Origin of the sequence: Butyrivibrio sp. X503, assembly GCF_003625475.1 — a bacterium.
Taxonomy (GTDB): domain Bacteria; phylum Bacillota; class Clostridia; order Lachnospirales; family Lachnospiraceae; genus Butyrivibrio.
This window is the reverse complement of sequence record NZ_RAIQ01000007.1, coordinates 1-25,935: the sequence shown is the minus strand read 5'-3', so window position 1 is coordinate 25,935 and position 25,935 is coordinate 1. Positions and strand designations below refer to the sequence as shown.

The window sequence follows — 25,935 nt, the reverse complement described above, 5'->3', positions numbered from 1 at the left end:
ATCACACACCTCCTTTCAGAGCTGCATTCTTCATAAGATCGTCGTACAGGCGACCCAGAGATTCGTTGTGATGAACTTTTTTCATGGTATACATGCGCTTATCGGCAAGAAGATATACTGATTGCGCGTTTCCTGTAAGCTTGGGTTTGAGAGATTCGCTGCTTGCATAACCCCACGATGCTGAATAACGAAGAACAGGCTCGTTTTCGTTTTTATCTATCATAAGGTCAGTGAGAAGAGCCAGTCCGTTTTCTGTTCTGTTGTCATCAACATATGGAAGTATTACGATGAATTCATCTCCGCCCATTCTTCCGATGATAGCGGCGTCAAAAAAGCTCTGTCTGAGTAGATCCGCAAAGCCGTTGAGCAGCTCATCTCCCGCAGCATGACCGTAGTTGTCGTTGGTGTATTTGAGATAATCAAGGTCAAAACTGATTATCGTATATTTTCCTTTGAGGCCTGCAAGCGTCAGCTCGCACTTGGTCCTGTTAAAGAGTCCCGTAAGAGCATCTGTGTACGCAAGACCCTCGAGCTGCTTTTTCACCGTCTCTTCGCTTATGTATTCTATGCAGTGATAGAAGTAATTAAGAAGAAGGCAGATGGAAAAGAGAAGAGCACCGACGGTCATAAAATCTATATCCGTATTTATATCTTCCAAGCCTAAATACTTGAAAACATTGTATTTTACGATGTCTATAATGGAGAACAAAAGAGTAACTATAAGTCCGAACAGGAGAACATTTGTGGACATAAATCTTTTGCGAAGATCTTCTTTGTTTGAGATGTATTTTTTGACTGTATTGACTATGAGTATAGATATTACAAGGACACCCTCGATAATAGAGAGGATGTGAAGCCAGGATACGAATGCACAGATGTGACAGATGTTTAAAATGTGCATGAGCGCCGTGCCGAAAACGAACATGGCGTTGAATATAAGGATAATATAGCCGAGGTACTTTTGATCAAGCTGATTGGCGGCAAGGACAAAAGCAAGTATTGTCCCCGGGATCATAAACAAGGCGAGATATTCGATAAATGAAAAGATACCAAGCTTGTCTGAGATCTGGGAAAAGAGATCGTTAAAGCACAAAACGTAGATGCCCAGGATAAGAGTTACAAAGGCACTGAATATAATACTGTAATCATGGAAGCTGTAGAAAATAATATAAGGAGCCAAGATCAGCGTCAGGATACCGAATACGATCATGAAAACACCGACAACGAGAGGAAGTCTGTGTTTTTGCAAAAGAAACATCGATATATCTTCGCAGTCACCCAAAGTAATGGGGGTAAAGCCTGAGAACGCGTTATTCTCATAAGATTTGAAAACTATTCTGATTTCTTTTCCGGCGTAATTATCGGGAAGAGGAACATAGTTTTGAACTTTGGGGATCATTTTTTCTTTTTCGGCGTAGTCTTTTCCGTAAGAATAGATCTTTTTTCCATCCACGTAGACATCAACTGTGGAAAGAAAAGAGCGAAAATGTATGGTCGCCGGCTTAAGATCCAGATGGGGAAGAGTGTTTTCCAAAGTGATGGTGTCGTACTTGTTCATCATGTCAAAGCTTGTGGTTGAGAGTTTGTCGACAGAATAGGTGGAATCCCCACGATGAACAGTCCAGCCTTCTTCAAGCTGAACTACGGGATGTCTGTTTGGGGTGTTGTATTTATCTCCGCCTAAGAAGATAACTGCGGCAGCCGTTATAGCGATAGCAAGTATCGATAACACAGCTGCCTGCATCCTTGTTCTTATTTTCAAAGACGCTCCTCCTATGCTACATAAATAGTATAGCTCAAAAGAGAATGCTTTGACAGTATTTAGATAATAAAGAAATGATAATTAGAAATGTCCGTGGCTTCCTCCGTGCGAGTGACCGGAGCTTGAGTGGTGGATTGAACTTCCGCCGCTGTGATGACTGCTCCTGTAACCGCTTCCGCCGCCACTGTCGGTATTTCTCATATGACGTGTCACGTGACTTCTCATATATACATCGTTGTGCCTGCTGACAATAAGACCGTCATGCGATCTGTAATCGTTTGCGGACGGCTTTCTTATCACTGTTTTTAATTCTGCGGCCATAAATCCCACGGGGATGACTGCGACACCGAGTCCGATGAGCAAGCTGATGATGATAAATCTGATATAGTCATCTATTGTTTTTGGAGGCTTATAGCCGATATCGTACGGAGTACCTTTAGAATAAAGGTCGAGGTAACGATCGGAGACTTCTATGTATTTGCAGAAAGCATCATAGTATGAGCCGCTTTTAAGAGAAGGGAATATTTGCTCCATCATCTCTTCCTGCCCATAATCGGTAAAGGCATAGATGGCATCACCCGATGTGCTTATCGCCCACTCCCTGTCTTCCATGCTGAGCATGAAAAGAACGCCGCTGTCATTATAGTCCGCACCAAAGCCGTTGTAATCAAAATAGTCATCGGAAAAAGCTTCTATCGGACCTGTGTGAGAAGGCGTAGTCAAAATACATATGTTGCTTTTTCGGGTTTCGCTTAAGGAATCAAGCTTTTGCAAAATATCTTTTTCCTCGGAAGGAGATAAAAGATCTGCATTATCCAGCAGCCTGGGCTTCTGCCTTGTCGAGGGAATGTTATAGCTGTCCCAGAGATCGGTCGAAGTGGCTTGTGCAGGTACTTGAAGAATCAGACTTAAAAAAACCACGGAAAATGCGATTGTTATATATTTAAGTAATCTGTTTTTTTTCATATTGGTAATTATCCGTTAAATTCAGCATGCAAAGTACATAAAAATAAAAGCTGCAACAGCGACACCAAGTGTGATTGGAATGTAATACTTAAGTGCCTGTTTGAGGCTGAAAGGCAGATTGCCTATAAATTTGCCGTTCTGCCCGTTCATGGCAAAGATAAAGCTCTTGTTATTCCATGTGGTACTTAACAGGTACACGGGGTAGAGTGCATATTTGTAGGAAGAATCAACCGTTCCGCAGTTCTCGTGTATTGTTCTTATTGAAGAATAGCCTGAGATGGTACCTCTGAAATCGGCAGCTGTGGTCACATCCATCCTGTTTAGTGCATGAGGCTGGCATTCTTTAGCTTCTACGTTGTATTTGTTGGCAAAAAATCCGGCCAGATAGCCCATGTTAAAAGGAACCATCTTGGAATGATCAAAAGGCTCGAGTGATTCCATAAGATCGTCGGGCATTTCTTTGGATCCGTCTACGGGAACCCTTTCGAAAGATTCGGTTCCTGCACGTGATACGTTGTAGTATTTGATCTCTCTATAGTTGTAGGTTGCGTCGCTCCACGTTCTTACTTTGGTAGCTTCGTATTCTCCGGAAAAACTTTCCTTAGCATTAAATAACCAGAAGGGTACGTATACACCCTTTATCTCATCAATGTGATTCTTTTCAAGAAAGACTTTGGGAACCAGCTTTTTGGTCTTTACGTAGTTGGTGTATGTAGCTATGGCGTCATCCTTGGTCTTTTGAAACGGTATGATGTAATCGGGTTTAAATTCGCCTGTAAACTTCTCTTTTACAACGATGTTGTTGTTACAGAAAGGACATTTGGTCGAACCGAGAGATTCCGTTGCAAGGATCTCACCTCCGCAGGAACCGCAGGAGTAAACATACATTGTTTCGGAAGTAGGATTACTTGCTGCGTCTTGAGCGGATTCATCTGCAACCTCCCCTTGTGAAGAGGAGTTGTGGTTAGCAACATAGTCTTTTACATCAAATTCGGAATCACAAAATGGGCATTTAAGCTTTTGGGTATGTGGATTAAATTCCATTGCCCCGCCACAGGCGGGGCATTCATATTCTTGTAAAGCCATAATATCCTCTATGATCAGTTTGCAGGTCTGGCACTGCCGCAATTAGGGCAGAAGTTACCTGTGTTAACATTACCGCATGAGCATGTCCATGTTCCTGTTGCCTGCTGTGGAGCAGCCTGAGCGGCGCCCATGTTAAAGAGCTGATTTGCGTTCATTCCACCGGCCTGTTGAGCCATGTTCACTCCGGCAAAGGCCATCATGGGACCTGCGGATGTGTTCTTGGCTGCATCCTGCATAGCCTGAGCCTGAGCGCTTGCAAGTGTTGCCGCTGCCATGTTGGGATTGCGAAGTGCGCCGGCTTTCTGAAGCTCTTTGATAGTCTTTTCATCTTCTTCGTCAGCTACAACAGAGCTTACACCAAAGCTTGAGATCTTGATTCCGTAGAAGTCGTCCCACTTGTCTGAGAGAACTTCATTTAAAGCATTGGCAATTTCTGTTGTGTGTCCGGGAAGAGCGCTGTAACGGATGCCCATCTCTGAGATTTTTGCAAATGCAGGCTGAAGAGCGGTAAGCAGCTCGCTCTTCAGCTGTGAGTCTATCTGGTCTTTTCTGAATTCTCCGGATACATTTCCGCAGATGTTCTTGTAGAACAGCACGGGATCTACCACGCGGTAGCTGTATTCGCCGTGGCACTTGATGCTAACGTCCATATCAAGACCGATGTTTGTATCTACTACGCGGAAAGGTATGGGATTAACAGTACCGTATTTGTTTCCTAGAATTTCTTTTGTATTGATGAAATATACTCTCTGGTCCTTGGGAGCGTCTCCGCCAAAGCCGAGTCTTTTGCCGAACTGCTTGAAGCTGTTAACGACTGCTTCTCCAAGGTCGCCATAGAAGATAGAAGGCTCGCTTGATGTGTCATATACGAATTCTCCGGCCTCGGCGCAGATTTCAGTGATCTGACCCTGATCGACAAGTATCATACACTGACCTTCGTTCACTGCGATGATAGAACCGTCTGAAATGACATTCTCACTGCCTTTCTTATTTGATCCTCTGCCTGCCTTCTTCTCGCCTTTTACAAGAAGTACGTCATTTGAAAGTGCAGGACAGTAAAAATATTCCCTCCATTGATCTGCAAGCACGCTTCCGCCTGCTGCCATTGCTGCATGTATAAGCCCCATAACTATCTCCTTTCATAACCATTGTTTTTCGAGGTTTAGGTCGGTGTTTCACCGATATTATCTATTTTCGCACATTTGTATTTAAAAAACCATAACGGAGCAAAAAAATATAGCCTTTGTGATATCATTATGTTTAGTAAGTTTCTAACTAATCGGAGATGCGGTGAAAAAGATAAGGATCAGGATAAAAAGTAAAGGCAGGATATATGATGCACAGACCTTTAAGGGCAAGCTCTTAAAGGATGTTTTTGGTGCGGAGGGAATATCTTTTCTTTTTCCATGCGGGGGAACCGGAAGATGCGGAAAATGCAAGGTTAAATTTGAAAGCGGAGCGCCGAGACCTACGGCGGCAGACTTGGCGTATCTCCGGGAAAAAGAGCTTTCGGATGGCTATAGGCTTCTGTGCAGGTGCGTTCTTGAATCTGACTGCGAAGTAAGCATTGGTGAATACACCTTCGAAGATGATATGGTGGCGGAAAGCGTTGATAATAATGCTTCGGAGAGAGTATTTGATAAATACGGGATTGCCGTGGATATCGGAACAACCACGATAGCGGCAGCGCTTCTTGGAGTGAATGACAGCGGTGAAAGTGCTGTTATTGATAGTACGTCTTGCGTCAATCATCAGAGGCAATACGGCGACGATGTGATATCGAGGATTGCTTATGCTTCGGACAATGATGGGCTTAATAGGCTAAACGAGATAGTAACTTTAGATGTAAAAGAGCTGGTGGATAAGCTTAGAAACAAGGCTGAAAATAAGGTGTCGTATCTTGTTATAACGGGAAATACGACGATGCTTCACTTGTTTAGAAATATAAGTGTTGAGAGTCTTGGAAGGTATCCGTACGAGACTACGGATCTCGACATCGAGTACTGCGATATATATGGAATAAAGACGGTGATCATGCCGGGATTTACCGCGTTTGTAGGCGCGGATATTCTATCGGGCGTCTACTTCATGGATTTAATTAAGGAGGGGGAAAAGAGCCTTCTCCTCGACCTTGGTACCAACGGCGAGATGGCTTTTTATGACGGAAGTAAGCTTAAGATATGCTCAACGGCGGCCGGACCCGTATTTGAAGGCGGAACAATTTCCTGCGGAGTTCCCTCGATTCCCGGCGCGATTTCGCATATCAAGATAAATAAAGCAGGTCACAAAGTAAGCTATGAGACGATAGGCGGTAAAGCTCCTATAGGTCTGTGCGGAACAGGAGTGATGGAAGCCGTTTCAGAGCTTGTAAGAGTGGGAGTGATCTCTTCGGACGGGCTTCTTTCAGATGAATTTTTTGATGAGGGCTTTCCTATCACAGAAGATAAGAAGGTCAGCTTAAAGCAGGAAGATATAAGAAATGTTCAGCTCGCAAAAGCGGCTGTAAATTCAGGTATAAGACAGCTTCTTTCGGGAGAAACACCTGACAGGGTTTGTATTTCGGGAGGCTTTGGAACAAACATAGATTATGATGCTATAAGACCTCTTAAGCTGTTCCCCGATACGGTTGAAGGAAACTGCGTAGGTGCAGGCAACACGGCACTAAAGGGAGCACTTAAATATCTTGCGGCTTCTCTTTCGGGAGACGACAGAGTTTCGGAGGAGACAGCTCTTTTGACCAAGATAAAAGAGTCTGCGACTGAACTAATCCTTGCAAATAAGGATGATTTTGATGATACTTTTGTTGAGGCGATGAATTTTTGAGCCCGGAGGATTTATTATGATAGATGACAGATGGGTGTTTTATAAGGATGTTGAAGCCAAGGACATGGGCGGCGGAGTGACGAGACGTGTTCTTGCTTACAGTAAGGACCTTATGTGTGTCGAGAACTCTTTTGAAAAGGGTGCGATCGGCGCGCTTCACCATCATCCGCACACGCAGATAACTTACATAGTGAGCGGAGCGTTTGAATTTGAGATTGACGGTGTCAAAAAGGTTGTAAGAGCGGGAGATACGATGCTTAAGACAAATGATGTCGTGCATGGCTGTGTCTGCCTTGAAAAGGGAGTGCTTTTGGACATCTTTAATCCGATGAGAGAGGATTTTGTATGATCTGTGATTCATGTGCCAATTATGTTTATGACGAAGATTGGGAATGCTATACCTGCATGGTCAATATGGATGAGGACGACTATGCAAGGTTTATGAGTGGCGGTGCCAAGGAGTGCCCCTACTACCAGGACGACGACGAATACAAAGTTGTAAGACATCAGATGTGAGCGATATAAGGACTGAGTAAATCAAATGCCGCGCATGCGCAGGGCATTTGATTTATGAAAGGACTGAACGTACATGAGAAAGAAGTACGATAGTACGGATTTCGAATGTACGTAGTATTGCGAGAGCACGAAGTGCGGAGCAATACGTATATCGCTCAATAAATAAATGACAAGTAAATCAAATGCCGCGCATGCGCAGGGCATTTGATTTATGAAAGGACTGAACGTACATGAGAAAGAAGTACGATAGTACGGATTTCGAATGTACGTAGTATTGCGAGAGCACAAAGTGCGAAGCAATACGTATATCGCTCAATAAAATAAATGACAAGTAAAACAAATGCCGCGCATGCGCGAAAGAGAGAAGACATGAAAATAGTTTTAAAGCATTTAACAAAAAGGTTCCCCAACAGGAATAAGAAGATAAAAGAGGATGTTATCGCGGTTAACGACTTTGACTTCGAGATAGAGGGCGGCAAGCTTATAGGCCTTTTGGGACCTTCGGGCTGCGGCAAGAGCACTGCGCTCAATCTCATCTGCGGTCTTGAGAAGCCTACCGAGGGACAGATTTTTTTTGACGATATCGATGTTACAAATCTTCCTCCCGAAAACAGGGGAGTGGGACTGGTATTCCAGAACTATGCGCTTTATCCGCATCTTACGGTGCGCGAGAATATAAGATTTCCGCTTGAGAATTTAAGAGGAAAAGACAAGCTCTCCAAAGATGAGATGGAGAAAAGAGTGCAGGAGGCGGCGGCTCTTGTACAGATAACAGAGCTTCTTGACAGAAGACCTTCTGAGATGTCGGGAGGTCAGCAGCAGAGAGTTGCTATAGCAAGAGTGCTTGTTAAGGTGCCGAGAGTTCTTTTACTTGATGAACCGTTGTCGAATCTGGATGCAAGACTTCGTCTTCAGACTAGAGAAGAGCTTAAAAGAATTCAGGTTGAGACAGGCATAACAACAGTCTTTGTAACCCATGATCAGGAGGAAGCCATGAGCATTTCCGATACTATCGTGGTTATGAAGGACGGTGTGCTTCAGCAGATGGGTAAGCCGCAGGAAATTTACGATGAACCGGTTAATCTGTTTGTCGCCAAGTTCCTTGGAACTCCGCAGATCAATGTATTTGAAGGAAAAATAGAAGGCGGCAAGGTCTATATAGATGATAAGGCCGTTCTTGATGCTACGGGTGTCAGCGATAGGGAGGTTTATGTTGCGATAAGACCTGAAGGCTTTATTGTGGACAAAAACGGTGCTCTTACCTGCAAGTTTATAAACAGAGAAGTGATGGGCAGAGATACCAGTGTTGTTGCTATGCACGATAAATTCCTGGGAGAAAACATCAGAGCAATCATTCCATCCGAAGAGGCGGTTGACCACGAGGACGGAACGGTTTCGTTTTCTTTAAAACCGCATAAAGTGCGTTTGTTTGACAAGAATACGCAGGAGAGGATTAAGCTATGAAAAAGAATCTGACCGCATGGCTGTGTCTTCTTCCGGCATTGCTATTTCTTTTGATATTTATGGTGTATCCGCTTGTCGATGTACTTGTTTATTCCTTTGAGGAAGGATTTAACTTTGCATCGGGAAGATTTTTTGGTACGGGCTTATACAACTATTCTTATGTTCTTCATGACCCGTATTTTATTCAGGCACTTAAGAACACATTTATTATTGTAATAATCACAGTTCCCTTATCTACGGGGATTGCTCTTTTGATCTCAATGGAGCTTAGTTCCATCAAGCCTCTTAGAGATTTTTTCCAGACGGTTTATTTTCTTCCGTATGTCACCAATACATTGGCTGTTGGTCTGGTTTTCATGATCCTTTTCAAAAAAACAGCATACTCGGATGGGCTTATATCTTTGCTTATACAAGTTTTTGGCGGGCCATCCGTTGACTTTATCGGCGGACCGTATTGGGCAAAGATGTTTGTTATGTGCTTTTATACTATCTGGATAGTAATGCCGTTCAAGATACTGATCCTTACATCGGCGCTTGCATCCGTTAATCCCATGTACTATAAAGCGGCGCAGATTGACGCCACACCTAAGTGGAGAGTGTTTTATAAGATAACGCTTCCAATGATATCGCCGATGGTGTTTTACCTGGTGATAACCGGATTCATCGGAGCGTTCAAGGCATACAGCGACGAGGTTGCGCTTTTCGGAACGGATCTGAACGCGGCGGGAATGAACACTATAGTCGGCTATGTGTATGACATGCTCTACGGAAACAGCGGAGGTTATCCGTCATATGCTTCAGCTGCGGCGCTTATTCTTTTTACTATAGTTTTTACGATCACTACCATAAATCTGATGATCAGTAAGAAAACAGTTTATTACAACTGATTTTTATAAGAGGTTCGCATGAACGAAAAGGAAAACAGGCAAATTGAATTAAGGGCTGGGATACGTAGCAGAGCAAGAACAGTAGGGACATATCTGTTTCTTTCTCTGTGGGGAATAATCGTTTTGTTCCCTTTTTATTGGATGATACTAAGCTCTGTAAAAAGCTATGGATCATACAATTCTGAGTATGTCCCCAAGTTTTTTACCCTGACGCCTACGATAGACAATTACATAACGGCGTTTACCGCGGTTCCGCTCGCGAGATACTTTCTTAACACGCTTATATTTACGGTGGTGACGACGGCTGTAATGATGATCGTGGTCATCCTCTCTGCATTTGCGTTTGCAAGGCTCGATTTTAAGGGAAAAGATATTGTGTTTTCGATGTTTCTTTCTCTTATGATGATCCCCAATGAGCTTGTTATTATCACGAATTTTGTGACTATCACAAATTTGGGCCTTAGAAATACTTTTATGGGACTTATTCTTCCTTCTGTGACTTCTGTCTTTTACATATATCTTTTGAAGGAAAATTTTGAACAGATTCCGGAGGAACTGTATAAAGCAGCAAAGGTTGACGGAACCTCTGATTTCAGATATTTGTGGAAGGTTATGCTTCCCATATCCAAACCTACGATCGTTACGATAACGATCCTCAAGGTTATTGAGTGTTGGAATTCGTACGTGTGGCCTAGACTTATAACAGATGATTCCAACTATTTTCTGGTTTCCAACGGTATTCAGGAGATCAGAGAGAACGGTTTCGGAAGAGAGAATGTTCCTGCGATGATGGCGGCAGTAGTTGTTATCTCGGTTCCGCTCGTTGTGCTGTTTTTGATCTTCAGACATAAGATCATGGCAGGTGTCGCAAGAGGCGGAACAAAAGGCTGACAAATGGAGAATTGGCAATGAGGAATTTGAAAAAACTTGTATTGATGCTGTGCATGGCTGCACTTCTTACGGGCTGCCACGGCGCAAGAGAGTCTGCAGAATTTGATATTCCGAGTGAGTTTGATGAATCTCAAAAGATTGAGCTTACTTTCTGGGCCAAGAACGACACTAACGTCACTCAGACCAGGATTTATACTAAAGCGATAGCTGATTTTGAGAAGCTGTATCCCAATATCAAAGTAAATGTCAGATTTTATACCGATTACGGCAAGATATACAACGATGTTATTACCAATATCTCTACGGGAACTACGCCGAATGTGTGTATAACATATCCCGATCACATTGCAACTTATCTTACGGGAAACAATACCGTTTTGTCTCTCGACAATCTTTTTGATGATGAGAAATACGGGCTTGGAGGATCTGAGCTTAAGTTTGATTCTCCTGCGAAAGAAGATATTGTTCCGGAATTCCTTTCGGAGTGCGCGATAGGGGACAGACATTATGCAATTCCTTACATGAGATCGACTGAGGCGTGTTACGTCAACGAGACTTATGTGAAGAAGCTTGGATATGAGCTTCCCGATACGCTCACCTGGGATTTTGTGTGGGAAGTGTCGGAGGCTGCAATGGAAAAGAACGCCGACGGAACATTCAAGGTAAACGGACAGCAGGTCATGATCCCGTTTATCTATAAGTCAACGGATAATATGATGATCCAGAGTCTTAAGCAGAAGGGCGCGGATTATTCAGATGCTGACGGAAACGTGCTTCTTTTTAATGATGATACAAAAGAGATTTTGAAAGTAATAGCGGAGCATGTTAAAACAGGTTCTTTTTCTACCTTTAAGATCTCGGGCTATCCTGCCAATTTCTTAAATGCGGGGCAATGTATCTTTGCGATAGATTCAACAGCGGGAGCTTCCTGGATGGGATCGGATGCGCCTTTGGTTGATATAGCAAAAGAGAAGATGGTTGATTTTGACACCAGAGTAATGACGATACCTCAATATGATCCCGAGAATCCATGCATGATCTCACAGGGACCGTCGATATGCGTGTTTAATAAAAAGGACCCGCAGGTTGTTCTGGCCTCGTGGATCTTTGCGCAATATCTTTTGACCAATGATGTGCAGATAGCTTATTCAAAGACGGAAGGCTATGTTCCGGTTACAAGCAAGGCGCAGAATGATGCAGCCTACAAAGAGTACCTTGGAAAAAAAGGAAGCGACAACAATGAGCATTATAAGGTAAAGATAGAAGCTGCGGAGCTTTTGATGGCAAACACAAAGAATACTTTTGTTACTCCTGTGTTTAACGGATCGGCTTCTGTAAGAGATGCATCGGGGCAGCTTATAGAGAATGTGGTCAAGTCGGTAAGGCGTAAAAAGACGGTGGATGATGCTTATATAGATGGGCTCTATAAAGATGTGCGTTCTTTGTATCACTTGGATCAGGGGGCGGGAGCGCAGAGCATAGGAGGCAAGGCGGAGCTTGGCAAGCTTCCGACGGCTTCGATAGTTCTTTTGGCTTCGATAGTGTTTGCGTGGGTTCTTATAGGCGGATATGCTCTTCGTGAAAGAATAATGTCCCGAAAAAAGAATTAAGATAATCGGAAATTGTTTTGCATAAATAGGTATTTTTATTTTTTATATAATCTAGTATAATTTCATTGTTTGAAAGACACGGCGTGACGCAACACAGATGAGCGCATGCACGAACAGGGAGGAATATTATGAAAAAAACGTTGGCACTTGTTTTGGCAATGGGTCTGGCTGTTTCAATGATCGGATGCACGCCCAAGAAGGCAGAGCAGACAGCAGAGACCGCCGGTGAAGCCGCTTCTGAGGCAGTAGAGGCTGCAAGCGAAGCAGCATCTGTAGTAACGGAAACTTTTGAGGATGTTAAGTCAGAAGGCGTTATGACATACGCAGAGTATGCTGCAGCCGAAATTGACAGTGAAGTTGTTGTTGAGACTTATGTTCAGGCCAAGCAGTCATGGTGGGAAGATAAGGCAACTGTTTATACACAGGATCAGGATGGCGCTTATTTCCTTTATGAGATGGCTTGCTCCGAGGAGGATTACGCTAAGCTTACTCCCGGAACCAAGATCAAGGTTACAGGTTACAAGTCAGAGTGGGAAGGCGAAGTCGAGATTTCAGACGCAACATTCGAGATCGAGGAAGGAAGCTATGTTGCTCCTGCAGAGGATGTTACAGCACTTCTCGGAACAGATGAGCTTATTGAAAATCAGAACAAGTTCGTTGCATTTAAGGGCATGACGGTTGAAGCTTCAACTGATGCAAACGGCAACGAGGTTGCTTATCTTTACAAGTGGGATGGCTCAGGTGAGCAGGGTGATGATCTTTACTTCAATGTTTCAATTGACGGAAAGACATACAATTTCACAGTTGAGTCTTACCTTTGCGACAAGGATTCAGACGTATACAAGGCTGTAGAAGGTCTTGAGATCGGACAGACAGTAGATCTTGAAGGATTCCTTTACTGGTATCAGGGAGTTAACCCTCATATCACAAAGGTTACAGTAAAGTAATAAACGGAGATAATATGCAGGGGCCCAAGATTACAAAAGAATGCGTAGAACTAGTCACTGACAAAAAGTTCTTACGAGTATTTGATTTAAAGCACACAGAGGGAAAGCATTATTATGATGCTACCAGAAGATCGCAGGACAATCTTGTTGCGACCAAGTCAGAGGAAGAGTTTAAATCGATGCTTCCCGATGCGGTCAGCTGTGTGGTTATTTGCAATAAAACAGGCGAAGAGCCGAAGCTTCTTTTGTCATATGAATACAGATATCCTACGGGAAGATTTCTTTTGAGTGTGCCCGCCGGACTTCTGGATCCTGAAGACGCGAATGCGAAGGAACCGATCCTTACTACCGCGATAAGGGAGATACACGAGGAGACGGGTATTGTTGTCGATGAGAATAAGGATGAGCTTAAGGTTATAAATCCGCTTCTTTTCAGTACTCCGGGAATGACGGATGAGAGCAATGCTCTTGTGAGCGTTGTGCTTAACGATCATGATCTGTCGCTCCTTACGCAGGACGGAGCCGAAGGGCAGGAATGCTTTGACGGGTTCTCTCTTATAACCAAAGACGAAGCGAAGAAGATACTTAAGGACGGCGTTGACAGCAGAGGGCATTTTTATTCTGTATATACTTGGGCGGCGCTTATGTATTTTTCACTTGATATGTGGAAATAATAAGATTAAACATTATAAGAATTGAGGTGCAAAAAATTGTGCTTCAATTCTTATTTTTTTCTGATAATTGCCGATATATTATTTAGAAACGAAAAGGCAGGGAAGCCATGTGCGTTTTTTCGGGAAGCCGAAGGGAAATGCACTTGCAAGAGTAATCTTGAGAAATGGAGGGAACCATGAGTAATATATCTGAAGTATCGGCAGGAATAGCCGGAACGTATGACGCTGCGCAGGCAGCAAAGACTGAGAAGTCTACCGGAAATTACGGAAAGACCATCGGTAAGGCAAAGCTCTCTGAAGAGGGCGCCAAGTACTACGAAGAGCTTAAAAAGAAATTTTCCGGAATGGATTTTGTTCTCGTAAGTAAGGATATGAAAGACTATGCTAAGCAGAACGCAAGCTCTTTCGGAAACGCCAACAGGATGGTTGTCCTTATCGATGAGGAAAAGATAGAGAGAATGGCGACGGATGAAGAATACCGCGCCAAATATGAAGGTCTTATTGCCAATGCTCAGAGCAAGATGCCCGAGCTTAAGTCCATCATGGAGAACAAGAGCAATGTAAAGACCATCGGAATGCAGGTTGAAGATAACGGAACAGCATCTTTCTTTGCGGTAATGCGCAAGTCCTCACAGGAGATGACTGAGAAGCTCGCAGAGAAAAGAGCTGAGAAGAAGGCTGAAGAGAAAGCTGAGGCCAAGAAGGAAGCCAAGAAAGAGCAGGCTGAAAAGCTTCAGGAAAAAGCTGCGGAGAGTGTCGCTGAAGATGAGGAAGATTATGTTATCCTCATGGCAAGCTCGGTGGAAGAGCTCGTAAAGAAGATAGATGATTACAATTTCAACTTGAGGGCAGACACAGTTCAGACGCCTTACGAGAAGACCATAGGACAGACAATAGATTATAAAGGATGAACCCGATATGATAAAGAAAACGCCTCGGCATAAGCCGGGGCGTTATATGTTGTACAAACCTGTGATTGTCTTATTGGCATCTCAAGAATTAAGGCTTGAAAGAAACTGCTTGGTCCGCTCTTCTTTGGGATTGCTTATAAGCTCTTTGGCAGGACCCTGTTCAAGGATGATGCCGTTGTCCATGAAGAGTGCGATGTCCGCTACGTCTCTAGCAAAGCTCATCTCGTGAGTTACGATGATCATAGTTGTGTGGCGGCTTGCGAGCTCCCTGATAACCTTAAGGACTTCTCCGGTAAGCTCGGGGTCAAGGGCTGAAGTGGGCTCGTCAAAGCACAGAATATCAGGCTCCAGAGCCAAGGCTCTTGCAATCGCTACTCTTTGTTGCTGACCGCCTGAGAGCTGGTGTGGGTAATTATCCATTCTGTCAGATAGTCCCATCTGTGCCAAAAGCTCTTTTCCGTGTTCTATGATCTTGTCCTTTTGGGAAGCGTCGGCCTCCATAAGCGGGGCAAGAGTGACGTTCTCAAGGGCAGTATACTGAGGGAAAAGATTGAACTGCTGGAAAACAAGTCCGAAGTGGAGCCTGTTCTTCCTGAGTTGCTCGGGATTTGTGACAGGACTTGCTCCGTCAAAGATCTGCTGTCCTCTGACGGATATGGTTCCTTCATCCGGAGTCTCAAGAAAGTTCAAGATGCGGAGAAGTGTGGTCTTACCGCTTCCCGAGGAACCGATGATCGACATGGTCTGTCCTTCTTCCAGATCAAAGCTTATTCCCTTTAAAACTTCAGTATTTTCAAATGTCTTTTTTATATTCTTAACTTCTAAAATTGGCATAATGTGCACCGGTCTTTCATTATCTGAAATAGCTCAGTTTCTTTTCTATTCGGTCAAACAGTACGGTTAAAAGGCCGCTGAATATCAGGTAGAATGCACCTGTATAGAACAAGGGCCAGATGATTCCGTTGCTCTTGATAAAGGCCTGTCCGTTCCAAATTATCTCGTAGACGGCGATAACTCTGGCAAGTGAAGTGTCTTTTACCAGGGTGATTATCTCGTTGGAGATGGGCGGAACGATCCTCTTTACAAGCTGAAGCAATATGACCTTGAAAAAGATCTGTTTATCTGTCATCCCCAGAACCCTGCCGGCTTCATATTGTCCCACGGGAATCGACTGTATGCCGCCTCTGTAAATCTCTGAGAAGTAGCAGGCATAGTTGAACACAAAGGCTACGAGGGCAGCGATAAACCTACCCGAGGTCTCTGAACCCCAGACATTTACACCGAGGAAGATCCCGGGGCCGTAATAGATGATCAGAAGCTGGAGCATCAGCGGCGTTCCGCGTACGACCCAGATAATGAATCTAATAGGATATCTAATTATTTTTGCTTTGCTCATAGAGCCAAAGCAAATGAGAAGTCCCAGTGGCAGGGCAAAGACCTGTGTAAGGAAGAATAGTTTCAGGGTCTCTAAAAATCCTACCAGAAGGGATGAAGTAACGGTAAAAAACATCAGCTCAAACCTACTCCTGTCTTATATTATGGGGCGATAACGGCGTCCTGAACACCGTATGTTGTTGCGATGGACTGTGTTGTGCCGTCCTTGTAGTACTCGGAAAGCTTGTCGTTTATGTATGCGGCAAGATCTGAACCCTTACGGCAACCGATACCGTATTCCTCTTTGGTCAGTTCAACTGTGTGTGTAAGCTTGGGATAGCTTGTGCCTTCGCCAATCATAGCACCTGCCATGAGAAGGTCGATGATGCAAGCTTGAGATGTTCCTGCATCTACTTCCATAACGGCGTCGGCTTGAGATGTAAGAGATGTGTAGTTATATCCGTTATCCTTAGCTGCAGCTTCTCCTGCAGATCCTGATTCTACCGCGAAAGACAAACCGGAAAGTGAAGCCGCATCCTTGTACTGATCGGCAATATCAGAAGAAACGACAACAACCTGTGCATTGTTGAGGTAAGGATTGGTGCATTCCATAGAATTCTTAACTTCGTCGGTAAGAGTCATTCCGTTCCATATAACGTCAACGGATTTGTTTTTGAGCTCAAGGATCTTGTTGTCCCAGTCAATCTCAACGAATTCTACGTTAACCCCCAAAGAATCGCCGACCTTTTTGGCAAGATCAGCATCGAAACCGATCCATTCGCCTGAATCATCCTTATAATCCATGGGAGCAAAATCTGTAATGCCAACGATCAATGTTCCCTTTCCCTTAATGTAGTCTACGTCGCTTTCGGGAGCTTTGGAGCCGCAGGCTGTAAGTCCCAACATGGTTGTAAGCAGTAATGTTGCAAGTATTCTCTTTTTCATAAGTCCTCTCTCATTCTTCTAAAATAGTGGATTAAAATAGATATATCGACATTTAATACTTTATCACGTTACCATGTGGAATTGCAAGGCTCAAAAATAATTTTGAAAAAAGTGAAGATTTTTTTATTGCTGCTTCGTTATATTATATGTAGGACATGTCACAGAAAAAAGAAGGTGGGGAAAATCGATTCCAAGGAAAAGTTAATAGAGCTCATGGCGAAGTACAAGAATCTGGTTTTCTCTTTGTGCATAAAGATGACCGGTGATTATTTCGCCGCGGAAGATATCACTCAGGAAGCTTTTATTTCGGCATATGAGCATCTTTCGGAGTTTGATGGGGCCTCGGAAAAAGCCTGGCTGTGCAGGATAGCAAGTAATAAATGTATTGACTATCTAAAGGCTGCAGAGAGGCGAACGGCGCCAACGGAAGACACGGCTATGCTTGTGGCTGCGACATCAGGAGATGGCCCGGAAGCAGAGGTTGCCAAAAGAGATGTCTTAAGCCGGGTGGAAGAAAAGTGTAATGATCTTCCAAACGGGTACGCCCATATAGCAAATATGTACTTTATCAAAGGCTTGAAGGCGGCCGAGATCTCGGAGAAACTGGGGATCCCGCTCAAGACGACACAAACAAAGATCTACAGGGCAAGAGAGATGCTAAGGAAAAACATAAGAAAGGAGGACCTGCTTGCATGAGTACTTACAATGAATATCTTTCAGATGAAGAACTGAATAAGCTTATAAATGAGATAGAAACGGAAGGCGAAACGGTCGCTCCTTACAGCATTGATGAAGCGGTGCTTTCTTATGTTGATAAGAGATGCGATAAGAAAAAGTCAAAAAAGATAAGCTATTACGCTTATTGTATGAAGGTTTCGGTATCTATAGCAGCTGCGATCATTTTGATGGTTCTTTTGCCTTATTTCAAGGATACAGGAGCAGGCGTTCCTACCAAGAAAGAAGTGATCGCGCAGGAGGCTTCGATAAGTAAAGAGGAGCTGTTTTCCGGAGAAGTTATAAGTTCAAGGGAAGAGGTCTTATCAGAAAACTCTGAAAAAGACAGGCTCAAAGAAATGCAATCAATAATACAGTCAAAGTTTGAAGGATTATCCGAATAAAAGGGAGGATTAAAATAATGGAGATCAAGAAAAAGAATAAGTTTTTTACTTTTATGTTTTCGTTTATACCAGGTGCGGTTGAGATGTACATGGGACTTATGAAGAACGGATTTAGTATCATGGGATGTTTTGCGGCTCTTTTTGCGTTGTACACGGTTTTTCCTTATATTTTCCAGGGCGTGTTCATATCATTTATCTTTTTGGTATGGTTTTTTGCTTTTTTCCATGCTTGGAACGTGTTTTCAACAAGTCCTGAGAAGCTTGCAGTGATGAAGGATAGATATATATGGGAAGAGTTTGACCTTGGAGATAAAGTAAAGCTTCCTGATGGAATGGTGCGCAAGTATATGCCTTTCGTGCTGATCATATGCGGACTTTCCATGATGTGGTCATATGTTTCAAGGATCGCTTTCAGACTTATTCCGGATGAACTGTGGGATGATCTGTATTCTCTTGTTAATGATCTTCCGGAGGTTGTCATTGCAATAATCCTGATCGTGTTGGGAATCCGTTTGATAAGGGGAAAGAAAAAGGAACTTGAAGCGGAAGATGCCGGTGGCGCTGAATCTGTAAACATGATAGCAGAAGCTGCTAAGGAGGAATAAATGGATAAGAACGTTAGATCTCACAGAGTTGGGGCGATCACCGCAGGATTATCCTTGATCGCATTCGGAATTGCTTTTGTATGTCATATTTTTGTTGGCGGAATAAGCTATGAATTCATATTTCACATGTGGCCGCTTTTGCTTGTAGGACTTGGGATCGAACTATTGATATCCAATTTGGGCTCGGAGAATGTTGTTTATGATAAGGGTGCGATCTTTCTGATGATAATCATGGCGATATTTGCCATGGGAATGGCATGTGCAGATATGCTCTTTCAGGCATATAAAGCAGAATTGTTGACACTATATATGTACTTCTCATAGAAACGGAGTTGAGGGGATTTGAACCCCTGCGCCGGCAAAACCGACCTACCGGATTTCGAATCCGGACCCTTCAACCACTTGGGTACAACTCCAGGCGCTTTGGATTTTCCAAAGCGTTTTTTATTATACTTTTTTATATGGTGCTCGTCAATGCGTATTACTTGGCATTAAACTCAATATTTTGTATAATTACAAGTAGTATGCGTTTAACCAAAAAAGGAATCCAAAGGAGGACTTTTCACATGATGAGAATTGGTATGCTGACAAGTGGTGGTGACTGTCAGGCGTTAAATGCAGCTATGCGCGGGGTTGTAAAATGTATCGCGAATAGCGGTGAAGAAGTTGAATTCTACGGCTTTTTGAATGGCTACAGAGGACTTATCTACAGTGATTTCCGCATGCTGACATCTCGTGATTTTTCCGGAATCCTTACCAAGGGCGGAACTATACTCGGAAGTTCGAGAACTCCTTTTAAGACGATCAAGGATCCTGACGAGAACGGCCTTGATAAGGTTGAAGCAATGAAGCAGAATTACTACAAGCTTAAGCTTGACTGTCTGGTTGTTCTTGGTGGTAACGGTTCTCAGAAGACGGCTAATCTGCTTTCACAGGAGGGACTTAACATCGTGTCACTTCCCAAGACCATAGATAACGATCTTTGGGGAACGGATATGACATTTGGTTTCCAGAGTGCGGTTGATGTCGCTACGGGAGTAATCGACAACATACATACTACCGCGGATTCTCACGGACGAGTATTTATTATTGAAGTAATGGGACATAAGGTCGGATGGCTTACGCTTAATGCGGGAATCGCAGGCGGCGCAGATGTTATCCTTATTCCTGAGATTCCTTATGATATTGATAAAGTTTGCGAAGCAATCGAAGGAAGAGACAAGAGGGGCAGCAGATTTACGATCATAGCTGTTGCTGAAGGTGCTATTTCCAAGAAAGACGCTAAGCTTTCCAAGAAAGAATACAAGGAAAAGGTGGAGAAGCGTAAATATCCTTCGGTTTCCTACGAGATTGCGGAAGCAATCCAGAAGCGTACAGGTCACGAGGTAAGAGTTACCGTTCCCGGCCACATGCAGAGGGGCGGAGCACCTGATCCGTACGACAGAGTCTTTGCATCAAGACTCGGAGCAGAGGCAGGACGCCTTGTCCTTAAAAAGGAATATGGCTATATGGTTGCCTATAAGAACAGAGAAATTGTAAAAGTGCCGCTTAGCGAGATCGCGGGTAAGCTTAAATATGTTTCTCCCGATGCAAGTATTATAAAAGAAGCCAAGATGCTTGGTGTATGCTTTGGGGACTGATGCATACATATAATAAGGTTTTGGTGGCGGAGTAGTTTTTCAGATGAGTTATGTAGCGTTATATAGAAAGTTCAGACCACCTGTTTTTGAGGATGTTAAGGGTCAGGACCACATAATAACCACTTTAAAGAATCAAATAAAATCTGACAGAGTCGGACATGCTTACCTGTTCTGCGGAACCCGCGGGACAGGTAAGACTTCTGTTGCCAAGATTCTTGCAAGAGCAGTCAACTGTGAGCATCCCGTGGACGGTAGCCCTTGCGGTGAGTGCGAGATGTGCAAGGCAATCGCAGCAGGCAACAGTATGAATGTTATCGAGATAGATGCCGCATCCAACAACGGTGTAGACAATATCCGTGAGATCATCGATGAGGTGTCGTATTCCCCTACAAAAGGAAAACGTAAGGTTTATATCATCGACGAGGTACATATGTTATCCGCCGGTGCTTTTAATGCGCTTTTAAAGACGCTGGAGGAGCCGCCGGAATATGTAATGTTTATTTTGGCAACGACGGAAGTACAGAAGATTCCGATAACAATTCTTTCCAGATGCCAAAGATACGACTTCCACAGGATAACTATTGATACCATAGAGGGAAGGCTTCGTGAGGTTGTCGACGCCGAAGGTATACAGGTTGAAGAAAAGGCACTCAGATATATTGCTAAGACGGCTGACGGATCAATGAGAGATTCATTGAGTCTTCTAGATCAGTGCGTTGCTTTTAATTACGGGCAAGAGCTCACGTATGATAAGGTTTTGAATGTGCTCGGAGCCGTTGACACTGAGGTGTTTAGCAAACTCTTTTCCGCATTGTATGAACAGGACGCCAATTCGGCACTTACCGTTCTTTCTGATGTTGTTATTCAGGGAAGAGAACTGGCACAGTTTGTAAACGACTTTGTTTGGTACCTTAGAAACCTTATGCTTGTTCAGGCTTCGGATCAGATGGAAGATGTCGTTGATGTCTCTTCGGACAATCTTAAAGATCTCAAGCAGCAGGCGGAAGGCGCTAAGACAGACACCATAATCAGATATATTCGTATTTTTTCGGAATTATCGTCGCAGCTTAGATACGCGACACAGAAGCGTATATTAATAGAAATCACGCTTATCAAAATGTGCAAGCCTCAGATGGATGACAATGAAGATTCTCTTGAGGACAGGCTGAGAGTCTTGGAACAGCACGATGAGGAAAACAGTAAGATCTTGGAGGGAATAAGATCGGGACAGGTTGCTGTATCTGTTTCGGGAGGAGCATCTGTTGCACCGCAGGTACAGCCTAAGGTCAAGAAGGTCCTTGACAGAGCGGTGCCTGAAGATATACAAAAGCTTGTAAAGGAATGGCCCAGAATCCTCGCGAGGATGGACAATCCTATGAAGACATATATGCAGAGGGCGAGGCTGAGCCTTGGAAACAATGATTGTTTACAAATTGTTTTTGATAACAAACAGCTTGCTGATAAATACGCCGCAGGCCAGTCTTCGGAAGATCTGCAGGACGTATTTGATCAAGCGATCGGCAAGCATGTTGAGTTTGAAACAAGATTCTTGGAACAGCAGCAGTCTTTTGAAGAGAATTATGTAAATTTACAGGCAATCAATTTTGATATTGTTACTGAAGATGAAGAAAAGGAGAGTTAAAAAATGGGAAGACGCGGAGGATTTCCCGGAGGCGGAATGCCGGGAAACATGAACAATCTTATGAAGCAGGCGCAGAGAATGCAGCGACAGATGGAGGAGAGCCAGAAGGAGCTTGAGACTAAGGAGTTTACTGCGAAGGCAGGCGGCGGAGCGGTTGAAGCAACCGTTCTCGGAAACAAAACTCTTAAGGGCGTTGTTATTTCACCTGATGCGGTTGATCCCGATGATGTTGAGATGTTGCAGGATATGATCGTTGCGGCAGTTAATGAGGCAATGAAACAGGCCGACGAGGCGAGCGGAGCAATGATCGGAAAGATGACAGGCGGCTTAGGCGGAGGATTTCCTTTCTAATGGATCTTTACAGCGGACATATTAACCGGCTGATAGATGAGCTGGCGGCTCTTCCGGGAATTGGAGGGAAGTCGGCACAGCGGCTGGCTTTTTACATAATCAACCTGCCCAAAGACAGAGTTGCCAAACTGGCAGATTCTATTACGAGTGCTAGGGAGAATGTGCATTATTGTAAGGTGTGTTGCACTCTTACGGATGACGATGTTTGTCCTATCTGCAGCAACACCTCAAGAGACCACAGCACGATCATGGTTGTAGAAAATGCTAGGGATTTAGCAGCATATGAGAAGACGGGCAAATATGACGGGGTTTATCATGTTCTTCATGGAGCCATATCACCGATGTTGGGGATAGGACCCGGAGACATCAGGCTCACTGAGCTCATGCAGAGACTTCAGACTGAGGATATTAAGGAGGTTATTGTTGCCACCAATTCAAGTCTGGAAGGTGAAACGACTGCAATGTATATCAGTAAGCTGATAAAGCCAACGGGAATTAAGGTTACCAGAATAGCAAGCGGAGTTCCTGTCGGAGGAGACCTTGAGTATATCGATGAGGTTACATTGCTTAGGGCATTGGAAGGCAGAACAGAACTTTGAGACATTATTTTTTATCATATGGAGGAATATAATATGGCAGTAAGAAAAGAACTTGTTGGGGAGACTACCAAAAACGAGGCTATTTACGCATATCACATCACAAACAGTAATGATGCTGAGGTTGTTGTGATCAACTACGGATGTATCATCAAAAATATTTTTGTAAAAGATAAGAGTGGTAACAAGGTTGATGTTGTGCTTGGATTCGATGATGTAAAAGGATATTTTGACAATAGTTGTTTCCTTGGCGCAGCTGTAGGACCTACTGCAAACAGAATTGCAAATGCCAAATATACTATTAATGGAAAAGAGTTTACTCTTCCCGTTAATGACGGACCAAACAACCTTCACACAGACATGGACAACGGATTCCACAAGAGAGTATGGGATGCGGAAGAGGGAGATAACTTTGTAAAGTTTACACTTAATTCGGCCGAGGGAGATCTTGGCTTCTCCGGAAATCGTGTATTCAGTATTACATATACACTTTCCGATGATAATGCACTTTCTCTTCATTATCATGCTACAAGTGATGCTGATACTCTTGTTAATATGACTAATCATTCATATTTCAATCTCGGAGGACAGGCATCAGGTTCTATTCTTGATCATACTCTTTTGCTTAATGCTTCAAATTACACTCCTGTAATTGATTCGGCGGCTATTCCTACAGGTGAGATCGCATCTGTTAAGGGAACTCCTTTCGATTTCACACAGGAGAAGACTATCGGACAGGACATAGCAGCTGACAATGCACAGCTTAAGGCAGTTGGAGGATACGATCATAACTACGTTATCGATGAAGCAGACGGAACAATGAGAGAGTTTGCAACTCTTTCATCACCCAAGACAGGCATTGCAATGAAGTGCTTTACGGATCTTCCGGGTGTTCAGCTCTATGCGGGTAATTTCCTTTCTGCTAAGGATGCTAAGGGCGGAATCGAATACAAGGCCAGAGATGGAGTGTGTCTTGAGACTCAGTTCTATCCCAATTCTATCAACGAGGCCGGTTTCCCCGATCCTGTATTCGGACCCGGTAAAGAATACGATACAACAACAATTTATCAGTTTGTCTGATTAAAAAACATGGTGTTTTCGGAGGCGAAATTTGGCGGAAGTACGCGATTTTAGCTCATATGCTGAAAAAATAAATAGAGGCGATGCTCGGGATACTTCCGAAAGAGGAACTTCCTATAAGGAAAGAATAAGAAGCCACAAGCTTATTGTCTTTTTCCGAACGATAATCATAGTGACAACCATTGCACTTCTTACGGTTGTAATCTATGTGAGCTGGAGGGATAAGGAGTATTCAGAGGCTACTTATACAAAAGGAGCACCTATTACCAACGGCAGTGATGCCAAGATAGTCAGCCTTAACGGCTATATCGTTCAATACAGTAAGGATGGTGTGAGCTGCCTGGATTCCGGCGGACAGGCTTTGTGGAATCAAACATATGAGATGCAGAGCCCGATAGCCAGAACTTGCGGTGACGCCATAGCTATAGGCGATTATAACGGACACAATATCTATGTAAATAATGTAAGCGGAGCATTGGGAGAGGTGGATACAAATCTTCCCATAAGAGATTTTTGTGTATCTTCTCAAGGCGTCGTTGCAGCTGTTCTTGACGGAACGGATGTAACATGGATATATCTTTACGATGCACAAGGCAATCCTCTTGCCAATTTTAAGACCACGATGAAGGATAGCGGATATCCTATAAGCATAAGCATTTCTCCAAACGGAGAGCTTGTGTGTGTGTCTTATCTTTATCCTAAAGATGGTTCGGTTACGACGAGTGTATCCTTCTTTAATTTCGGATCGGTCGGACAGAATTCTATTGATAACTTTGCAAGTGCTTATGATTATCCCGGAGTTGTTGTGCCATATGTGCAATTCATGACTACGGATAAGGCTTTTGCTGTATCGGATGACAGAATGATGTTCTATACGGGTTCGGAGAAGCCTGTGATTCAGGTTGAAAATTTTACGGGAGACGATGAAGTTCGCTCCGTATATTTCAATGAATCATATGTTGGTCTTGTTTATGCCAACAATACGCAAGACGGAGCGTATAGACTTCAGGTTTATAATGCGTCCGGTAATCTTGTGCTTACTACATATTTTGATATTGATTATTCAGAGATTATCTTCACCAATAAACAGATCGTTATATATAATGAAGATGAATTCATTCTCAAGGATATGAACGGACATATCAAATATCAGGGAGTATTTGAATCTCCCGTAAGGACAGTTGTTCCTACGGCGACGATGAACAAGTTTATTCTTGTCACCAAGACAAGTGCGGATACTTTGATTCTTAAATAAGGAGACAGCCATGAACTTTGATATTGCACAGGTGGTGTTAACAACGGTTGTTGTTTGCCTCTTCTTGTGGAGAATGTCATATGGCGCCAAAAACGGCCTGTTTGCGGAAGCAGCGGGCCTTGTTTCTGTTTTGGCGGCATTTGTGTCAATATACTACATAACGAAAATTGCGGGAGACGTGCTTAATGCCAATTTCGGAACAGTCATACCAAAGATAGGATATCTTGTCGTAGCATTCCTTATCTATAGACTGATGACAGCTATCGGAGATGCATTTTCGAAAGTCAAGGAGGTTCCCGTTTTAAGCGGTTTTAACAGACTTCTTGGAGCGGTATTCGGCGCAGCAGAGGCTTTTTTAATTATTTACCTGGTTCAATTCGTTACAAAAATCGAAGTGATAGATACGTTTAAAACCGTGTGTTTAAGCGTGTTTGAGTACATTCGGAAAACTTTTATAAAATAATAAAAAAAGTTATTGACACAGATATAACCCTATGATATTCTAAATAAGCTGTCGCTGAGGACAGCAAAACACAGTACCTTGACAAATAAACAGTAATGCAACCCTGAAAAATTCCAAAAAGCAATGAGCAGGGCGAAAGATGAAATAAGCAGGACGAGCAAGCTTGCTTGCGTAGAACTGATTATTTCAGATTTCATTTTGCGAATGCAAAAGCTTGGGAAATACGAAGTATTTCGCAAGACCGGCTCATTCAGAGAATAATTCAGAACAAAGATTTAGTAAATTAACGGACAGAACAAAAGCCAAGCTTAGTTTTGACCGGATCAACT

Annotated in this window: 28 protein-coding genes and 1 tRNA gene; 21 read left to right on the top strand and 8 right to left on the bottom strand. The window is 43.4% G+C overall.

Going from position 1 to position 25,935, the window contains the following annotated elements:
• Position 1 precedes the first annotated feature (1 nt).
• From D6853_RS12395 to D6853_RS12380, 4 genes are all read right to left on the bottom strand, one after another.
• Positions 2–1,762: a GGDEF domain-containing protein gene (locus D6853_RS12395; protein WP_120658326.1), complete on the bottom strand. Its 1,761-nt coding sequence runs from the start codon at positions 1,760–1,762 to the stop codon at positions 2–4.
• Between the two features lie 81 nt (positions 1,763–1,843).
• Positions 1,844–2,728, bottom strand: coding sequence for a TPM domain-containing protein (locus D6853_RS12390; protein ID WP_120658325.1), 885 nt, complete (start codon positions 2,726–2,728; stop codon positions 1,844–1,846).
• Positions 2,729–2,749: 21 nt separating this feature from the next.
• Positions 2,750–3,814, bottom strand: a complete 1,065-nt coding sequence (locus D6853_RS12385; RefSeq protein ID WP_120658324.1) for a hypothetical protein — start codon at positions 3,812–3,814, stop codon at positions 2,750–2,752.
• Positions 3,815–3,828: 14 nt separating this feature from the next.
• Entirely contained in the window at positions 3,829–4,941 is a 1,113-nt protein-coding gene (locus D6853_RS12380) for an SPFH domain-containing protein (protein WP_120658323.1), read from the bottom strand.
• A 163-nt stretch (positions 4,942–5,104) separates the two neighbouring features.
• On the opposite strand from D6853_RS12380, the gene D6853_RS12375 reads away from it, so the two are divergent.
• The 10 genes from D6853_RS12375 to D6853_RS12335 all read left to right on the top strand — a co-directional run bounded on the left by D6853_RS12375 (position 5,105) and on the right by D6853_RS12335 (position 14,537).
• A complete protein-coding gene (locus tag D6853_RS12375; RefSeq protein ID WP_120658322.1) occupies positions 5,105–6,637 on the top strand; it encodes an ASKHA domain-containing protein in 1,533 nt (510 codons plus the stop codon).
• A 16-nt stretch (positions 6,638–6,653) separates the two neighbouring features.
• Positions 6,654–6,986, top strand: a complete 333-nt coding sequence (locus D6853_RS12370; RefSeq protein WP_120658321.1) for a cupin domain-containing protein — start codon at positions 6,654–6,656, stop codon at positions 6,984–6,986.
• On the top strand, positions 6,983–7,153 hold the full coding sequence (locus D6853_RS15415; RefSeq protein ID WP_199713036.1) for a DUF6472 family protein: 171 nt from the start codon (positions 6,983–6,985) through the stop codon (positions 7,151–7,153). The genes D6853_RS12370 and D6853_RS15415 overlap by 4 nt, the downstream gene beginning before the upstream one ends.
• A 369-nt stretch (positions 7,154–7,522) precedes the next feature.
• On the top strand, positions 7,523–8,617 hold the full coding sequence (locus D6853_RS12365; RefSeq protein ID WP_120658320.1) for an ABC transporter ATP-binding protein: 1,095 nt from the start codon (positions 7,523–7,525) through the stop codon (positions 8,615–8,617).
• Entirely contained in the window at positions 8,614–9,504 is an 891-nt protein-coding gene (locus D6853_RS12360) for a carbohydrate ABC transporter permease (protein ID WP_120658319.1), read from the top strand. The genes D6853_RS12365 and D6853_RS12360 overlap by 4 nt, the downstream gene beginning before the upstream one ends.
• A gap of 18 nt (positions 9,505–9,522) precedes the next feature.
• Complete coding sequence (locus D6853_RS12355) at positions 9,523–10,395, top strand: carbohydrate ABC transporter permease (RefSeq protein WP_120658318.1); 873 nt, start codon at positions 9,523–9,525, stop codon at positions 10,393–10,395.
• Positions 10,396–10,412: 17 nt separating this feature from the next.
• Positions 10,413–12,005 carry an ABC transporter substrate-binding protein gene (locus tag D6853_RS12350; RefSeq protein WP_120658317.1) on the top strand — a complete coding sequence of 531 codons (1,593 nt, stop codon included), beginning with the start codon at positions 10,413–10,415 and terminating at the stop codon, positions 12,003–12,005.
• A 128-nt stretch (positions 12,006–12,133) separates the two neighbouring features.
• Positions 12,134–12,952, top strand: a complete 819-nt coding sequence (locus tag D6853_RS12345) for a hypothetical protein (protein WP_120658316.1) — start codon at positions 12,134–12,136, stop codon at positions 12,950–12,952.
• A 14-nt stretch (positions 12,953–12,966) separates the two neighbouring features.
• Positions 12,967–13,626, top strand: coding sequence for an NUDIX hydrolase (locus D6853_RS12340; protein WP_120658315.1), 660 nt, complete (start codon positions 12,967–12,969; stop codon positions 13,624–13,626).
• Positions 13,627–13,802: 176 nt separating this feature from the next.
• On the top strand, positions 13,803–14,537 hold the full coding sequence (locus D6853_RS12335) for a DUF6033 family protein (protein ID WP_243108352.1): 735 nt from the start codon (positions 13,803–13,805) through the stop codon (positions 14,535–14,537).
• An 81-nt stretch (positions 14,538–14,618) separates the two neighbouring features.
• Here D6853_RS12335 and D6853_RS12330 read toward each other — a convergent pair whose 3' ends face one another.
• The 3 genes from D6853_RS12330 to D6853_RS12320 are packed head-to-tail and all read right to left on the bottom strand — an operon-like array spanning position 14,619 to position 16,856.
• A complete protein-coding gene (locus tag D6853_RS12330; RefSeq protein ID WP_120658313.1) occupies positions 14,619–15,371 on the bottom strand; it encodes an amino acid ABC transporter ATP-binding protein in 753 nt (250 codons plus the stop codon).
• A gap of 19 nt (positions 15,372–15,390) precedes the next feature.
• On the bottom strand, positions 15,391–16,047 hold the full coding sequence (locus tag D6853_RS12325; protein ID WP_120658312.1) for an amino acid ABC transporter permease: 657 nt from the start codon (positions 16,045–16,047) through the stop codon (positions 15,391–15,393).
• Between the two features lie 26 nt (positions 16,048–16,073).
• On the bottom strand, positions 16,074–16,856 hold the full coding sequence (locus D6853_RS12320; RefSeq protein ID WP_120658311.1) for a transporter substrate-binding domain-containing protein: 783 nt from the start codon (positions 16,854–16,856) through the stop codon (positions 16,074–16,076).
• A gap of 174 nt (positions 16,857–17,030) precedes the next feature.
• Here D6853_RS12320 and D6853_RS12315 point away from each other — a divergent pair, with 174 nt between their 5' ends.
• The 4 genes from D6853_RS12315 to D6853_RS12300 are packed head-to-tail and all read left to right on the top strand — an operon-like array spanning position 17,031 to position 18,903.
• A complete protein-coding gene (locus tag D6853_RS12315) occupies positions 17,031–17,552 on the top strand; it encodes an RNA polymerase sigma factor (RefSeq protein WP_243108351.1) in 522 nt (173 codons plus the stop codon).
• Positions 17,549–17,974 (top strand): hypothetical protein, encoded by a 426-nt coding sequence (locus D6853_RS12310; protein WP_120658309.1) that lies wholly within the window; start codon positions 17,549–17,551, stop codon positions 17,972–17,974. The genes D6853_RS12315 and D6853_RS12310 overlap by 4 nt, the downstream gene beginning before the upstream one ends.
• A gap of 17 nt (positions 17,975–17,991) precedes the next feature.
• Positions 17,992–18,579: a hypothetical protein gene (locus D6853_RS12305; protein ID WP_120658308.1), complete on the top strand. Its 588-nt coding sequence runs from the start codon at positions 17,992–17,994 to the stop codon at positions 18,577–18,579.
• Positions 18,580–18,903: a LiaF transmembrane domain-containing protein gene (locus tag D6853_RS12300; protein WP_120658307.1), complete on the top strand. Its 324-nt coding sequence runs from the start codon at positions 18,580–18,582 to the stop codon at positions 18,901–18,903. It abuts the gene before it with no gap.
• A gap of 3 nt (positions 18,904–18,906) precedes the next feature.
• On the opposite strand, the gene D6853_RS12295 is transcribed toward D6853_RS12300, so the two are convergent.
• Positions 18,907–18,995 (bottom strand) — tRNA-Ser (locus tag D6853_RS12295).
• A gap of 150 nt (positions 18,996–19,145) precedes the next feature.
• Here D6853_RS12295 and D6853_RS12290 point away from each other — a divergent pair.
• The 7 genes from D6853_RS12290 to D6853_RS12260 are packed head-to-tail and all read left to right on the top strand — an operon-like array spanning position 19,146 to position 25,606.
• Entirely contained in the window at positions 19,146–20,219 is a 1,074-nt protein-coding gene (locus tag D6853_RS12290; RefSeq protein WP_120658306.1) for a 6-phosphofructokinase, read from the top strand.
• Positions 20,220–20,262: 43 nt separating this feature from the next.
• On the top strand, positions 20,263–21,861 hold the full coding sequence (gene dnaX / locus D6853_RS12285; RefSeq protein WP_120658305.1) for a DNA polymerase III subunit gamma/tau: 1,599 nt from the start codon (positions 20,263–20,265) through the stop codon (positions 21,859–21,861).
• A 3-nt stretch (positions 21,862–21,864) separates the two neighbouring features.
• On the top strand, positions 21,865–22,212 hold the full coding sequence (locus D6853_RS12280) for a YbaB/EbfC family nucleoid-associated protein (protein WP_120658304.1): 348 nt from the start codon (positions 21,865–21,867) through the stop codon (positions 22,210–22,212).
• Positions 22,212–22,811: a recombination mediator RecR gene (gene recR, locus D6853_RS12275; RefSeq protein ID WP_120658303.1), complete on the top strand. Its 600-nt coding sequence runs from the start codon at positions 22,212–22,214 to the stop codon at positions 22,809–22,811. The genes D6853_RS12280 and recR overlap by 1 nt, the downstream gene beginning before the upstream one ends.
• A gap of 33 nt (positions 22,812–22,844) precedes the next feature.
• Positions 22,845–23,888, top strand: a complete 1,044-nt coding sequence (locus D6853_RS12270) for an aldose epimerase family protein (protein WP_120658302.1) — start codon at positions 22,845–22,847, stop codon at positions 23,886–23,888.
• Positions 23,889–23,919: 31 nt separating this feature from the next.
• Entirely contained in the window at positions 23,920–25,143 is a 1,224-nt protein-coding gene (locus D6853_RS12265) for a DUF5711 family protein (protein ID WP_120658301.1), read from the top strand.
• Between the two features lie 10 nt (positions 25,144–25,153).
• On the top strand, positions 25,154–25,606 hold the full coding sequence (locus D6853_RS12260) for a CvpA family protein (RefSeq protein ID WP_120658300.1): 453 nt from the start codon (positions 25,154–25,156) through the stop codon (positions 25,604–25,606).
• Positions 25,607–25,935 lie beyond the last annotated feature (329 nt).

Bases quoted from the DNA above. Each gene is read 5' to 3' on its own strand.
- D6853_RS12280 (WP_120658304.1), top strand. From the start codon at position 21,865: ATGGGAAGACGCGGAGGATTTCCCGGAGGCGGAATGCCGGGAAACATG.
- D6853_RS12370 (WP_120658321.1), top strand. From the start codon at position 6,654: ATGATAGATGACAGATGGGTGTTTTATAAGGATGTTGAAGCCAAGGAC.
- D6853_RS12360 (WP_120658319.1), top strand. From the start codon at position 8,614: ATGAAAAAGAATCTGACCGCATGGCTGTGTCTTCTTCCGGCATTGCTA.
- D6853_RS12380 (WP_120658323.1), bottom strand. From the start codon at position 4,941: ATGGGGCTTATACATGCAGCAATGGCAGCAGGCGGAAGCGTGCTTGCA.
- D6853_RS12305 (WP_120658308.1), top strand. From the start codon at position 17,992: ATGGAGATCAAGAAAAAGAATAAGTTTTTTACTTTTATGTTTTCGTTT.
- D6853_RS12325 (WP_120658312.1), bottom strand. From the start codon at position 16,047: ATGTTTTTTACCGTTACTTCATCCCTTCTGGTAGGATTTTTAGAGACC.
- D6853_RS12320 (WP_120658311.1), bottom strand. From the start codon at position 16,856: ATGAAAAAGAGAATACTTGCAACATTACTGCTTACAACCATGTTGGGA.
- dnaX (WP_120658305.1), top strand. From the start codon at position 20,263: ATGAGTTATGTAGCGTTATATAGAAAGTTCAGACCACCTGTTTTTGAG.
- D6853_RS12345 (WP_120658316.1), top strand. From the start codon at position 12,134: ATGAAAAAAACGTTGGCACTTGTTTTGGCAATGGGTCTGGCTGTTTCA.
- D6853_RS12330 (WP_120658313.1), bottom strand. From the start codon at position 15,371: ATGCCAATTTTAGAAGTTAAGAATATAAAAAAGACATTTGAAAATACT.
- D6853_RS12365 (WP_120658320.1), top strand. From the start codon at position 7,523: ATGAAAATAGTTTTAAAGCATTTAACAAAAAGGTTCCCCAACAGGAAT.
- D6853_RS12260 (WP_120658300.1), top strand. From the start codon at position 25,154: ATGAACTTTGATATTGCACAGGTGGTGTTAACAACGGTTGTTGTTTGC.
- D6853_RS12335 (WP_243108352.1), top strand. From the start codon at position 13,803: ATGAGTAATATATCTGAAGTATCGGCAGGAATAGCCGGAACGTATGAC.
- D6853_RS12385 (WP_120658324.1), bottom strand. From the start codon at position 3,814: ATGGCTTTACAAGAATATGAATGCCCCGCCTGTGGCGGGGCAATGGAA.
- recR (WP_120658303.1), top strand. From the start codon at position 22,212: ATGGATCTTTACAGCGGACATATTAACCGGCTGATAGATGAGCTGGCG.
- D6853_RS15415 (WP_199713036.1), top strand. From the start codon at position 6,983: ATGATCTGTGATTCATGTGCCAATTATGTTTATGACGAAGATTGGGAA.
- D6853_RS12350 (WP_120658317.1), top strand. From the start codon at position 10,413: ATGAGGAATTTGAAAAAACTTGTATTGATGCTGTGCATGGCTGCACTT.
- D6853_RS12290 (WP_120658306.1), top strand. From the start codon at position 19,146: ATGATGAGAATTGGTATGCTGACAAGTGGTGGTGACTGTCAGGCGTTA.
- D6853_RS12390 (WP_120658325.1), bottom strand. From the start codon at position 2,728: ATGAAAAAAAACAGATTACTTAAATATATAACAATCGCATTTTCCGTG.
- D6853_RS12340 (WP_120658315.1), top strand. From the start codon at position 12,967: ATGCAGGGGCCCAAGATTACAAAAGAATGCGTAGAACTAGTCACTGAC.
- D6853_RS12355 (WP_120658318.1), top strand. From the start codon at position 9,523: ATGAACGAAAAGGAAAACAGGCAAATTGAATTAAGGGCTGGGATACGT.
- D6853_RS12270 (WP_120658302.1), top strand. From the start codon at position 22,845: ATGGCAGTAAGAAAAGAACTTGTTGGGGAGACTACCAAAAACGAGGCT.
- D6853_RS12300 (WP_120658307.1), top strand. From the start codon at position 18,580: ATGGATAAGAACGTTAGATCTCACAGAGTTGGGGCGATCACCGCAGGA.
- D6853_RS12310 (WP_120658309.1), top strand. From the start codon at position 17,549: ATGAGTACTTACAATGAATATCTTTCAGATGAAGAACTGAATAAGCTT.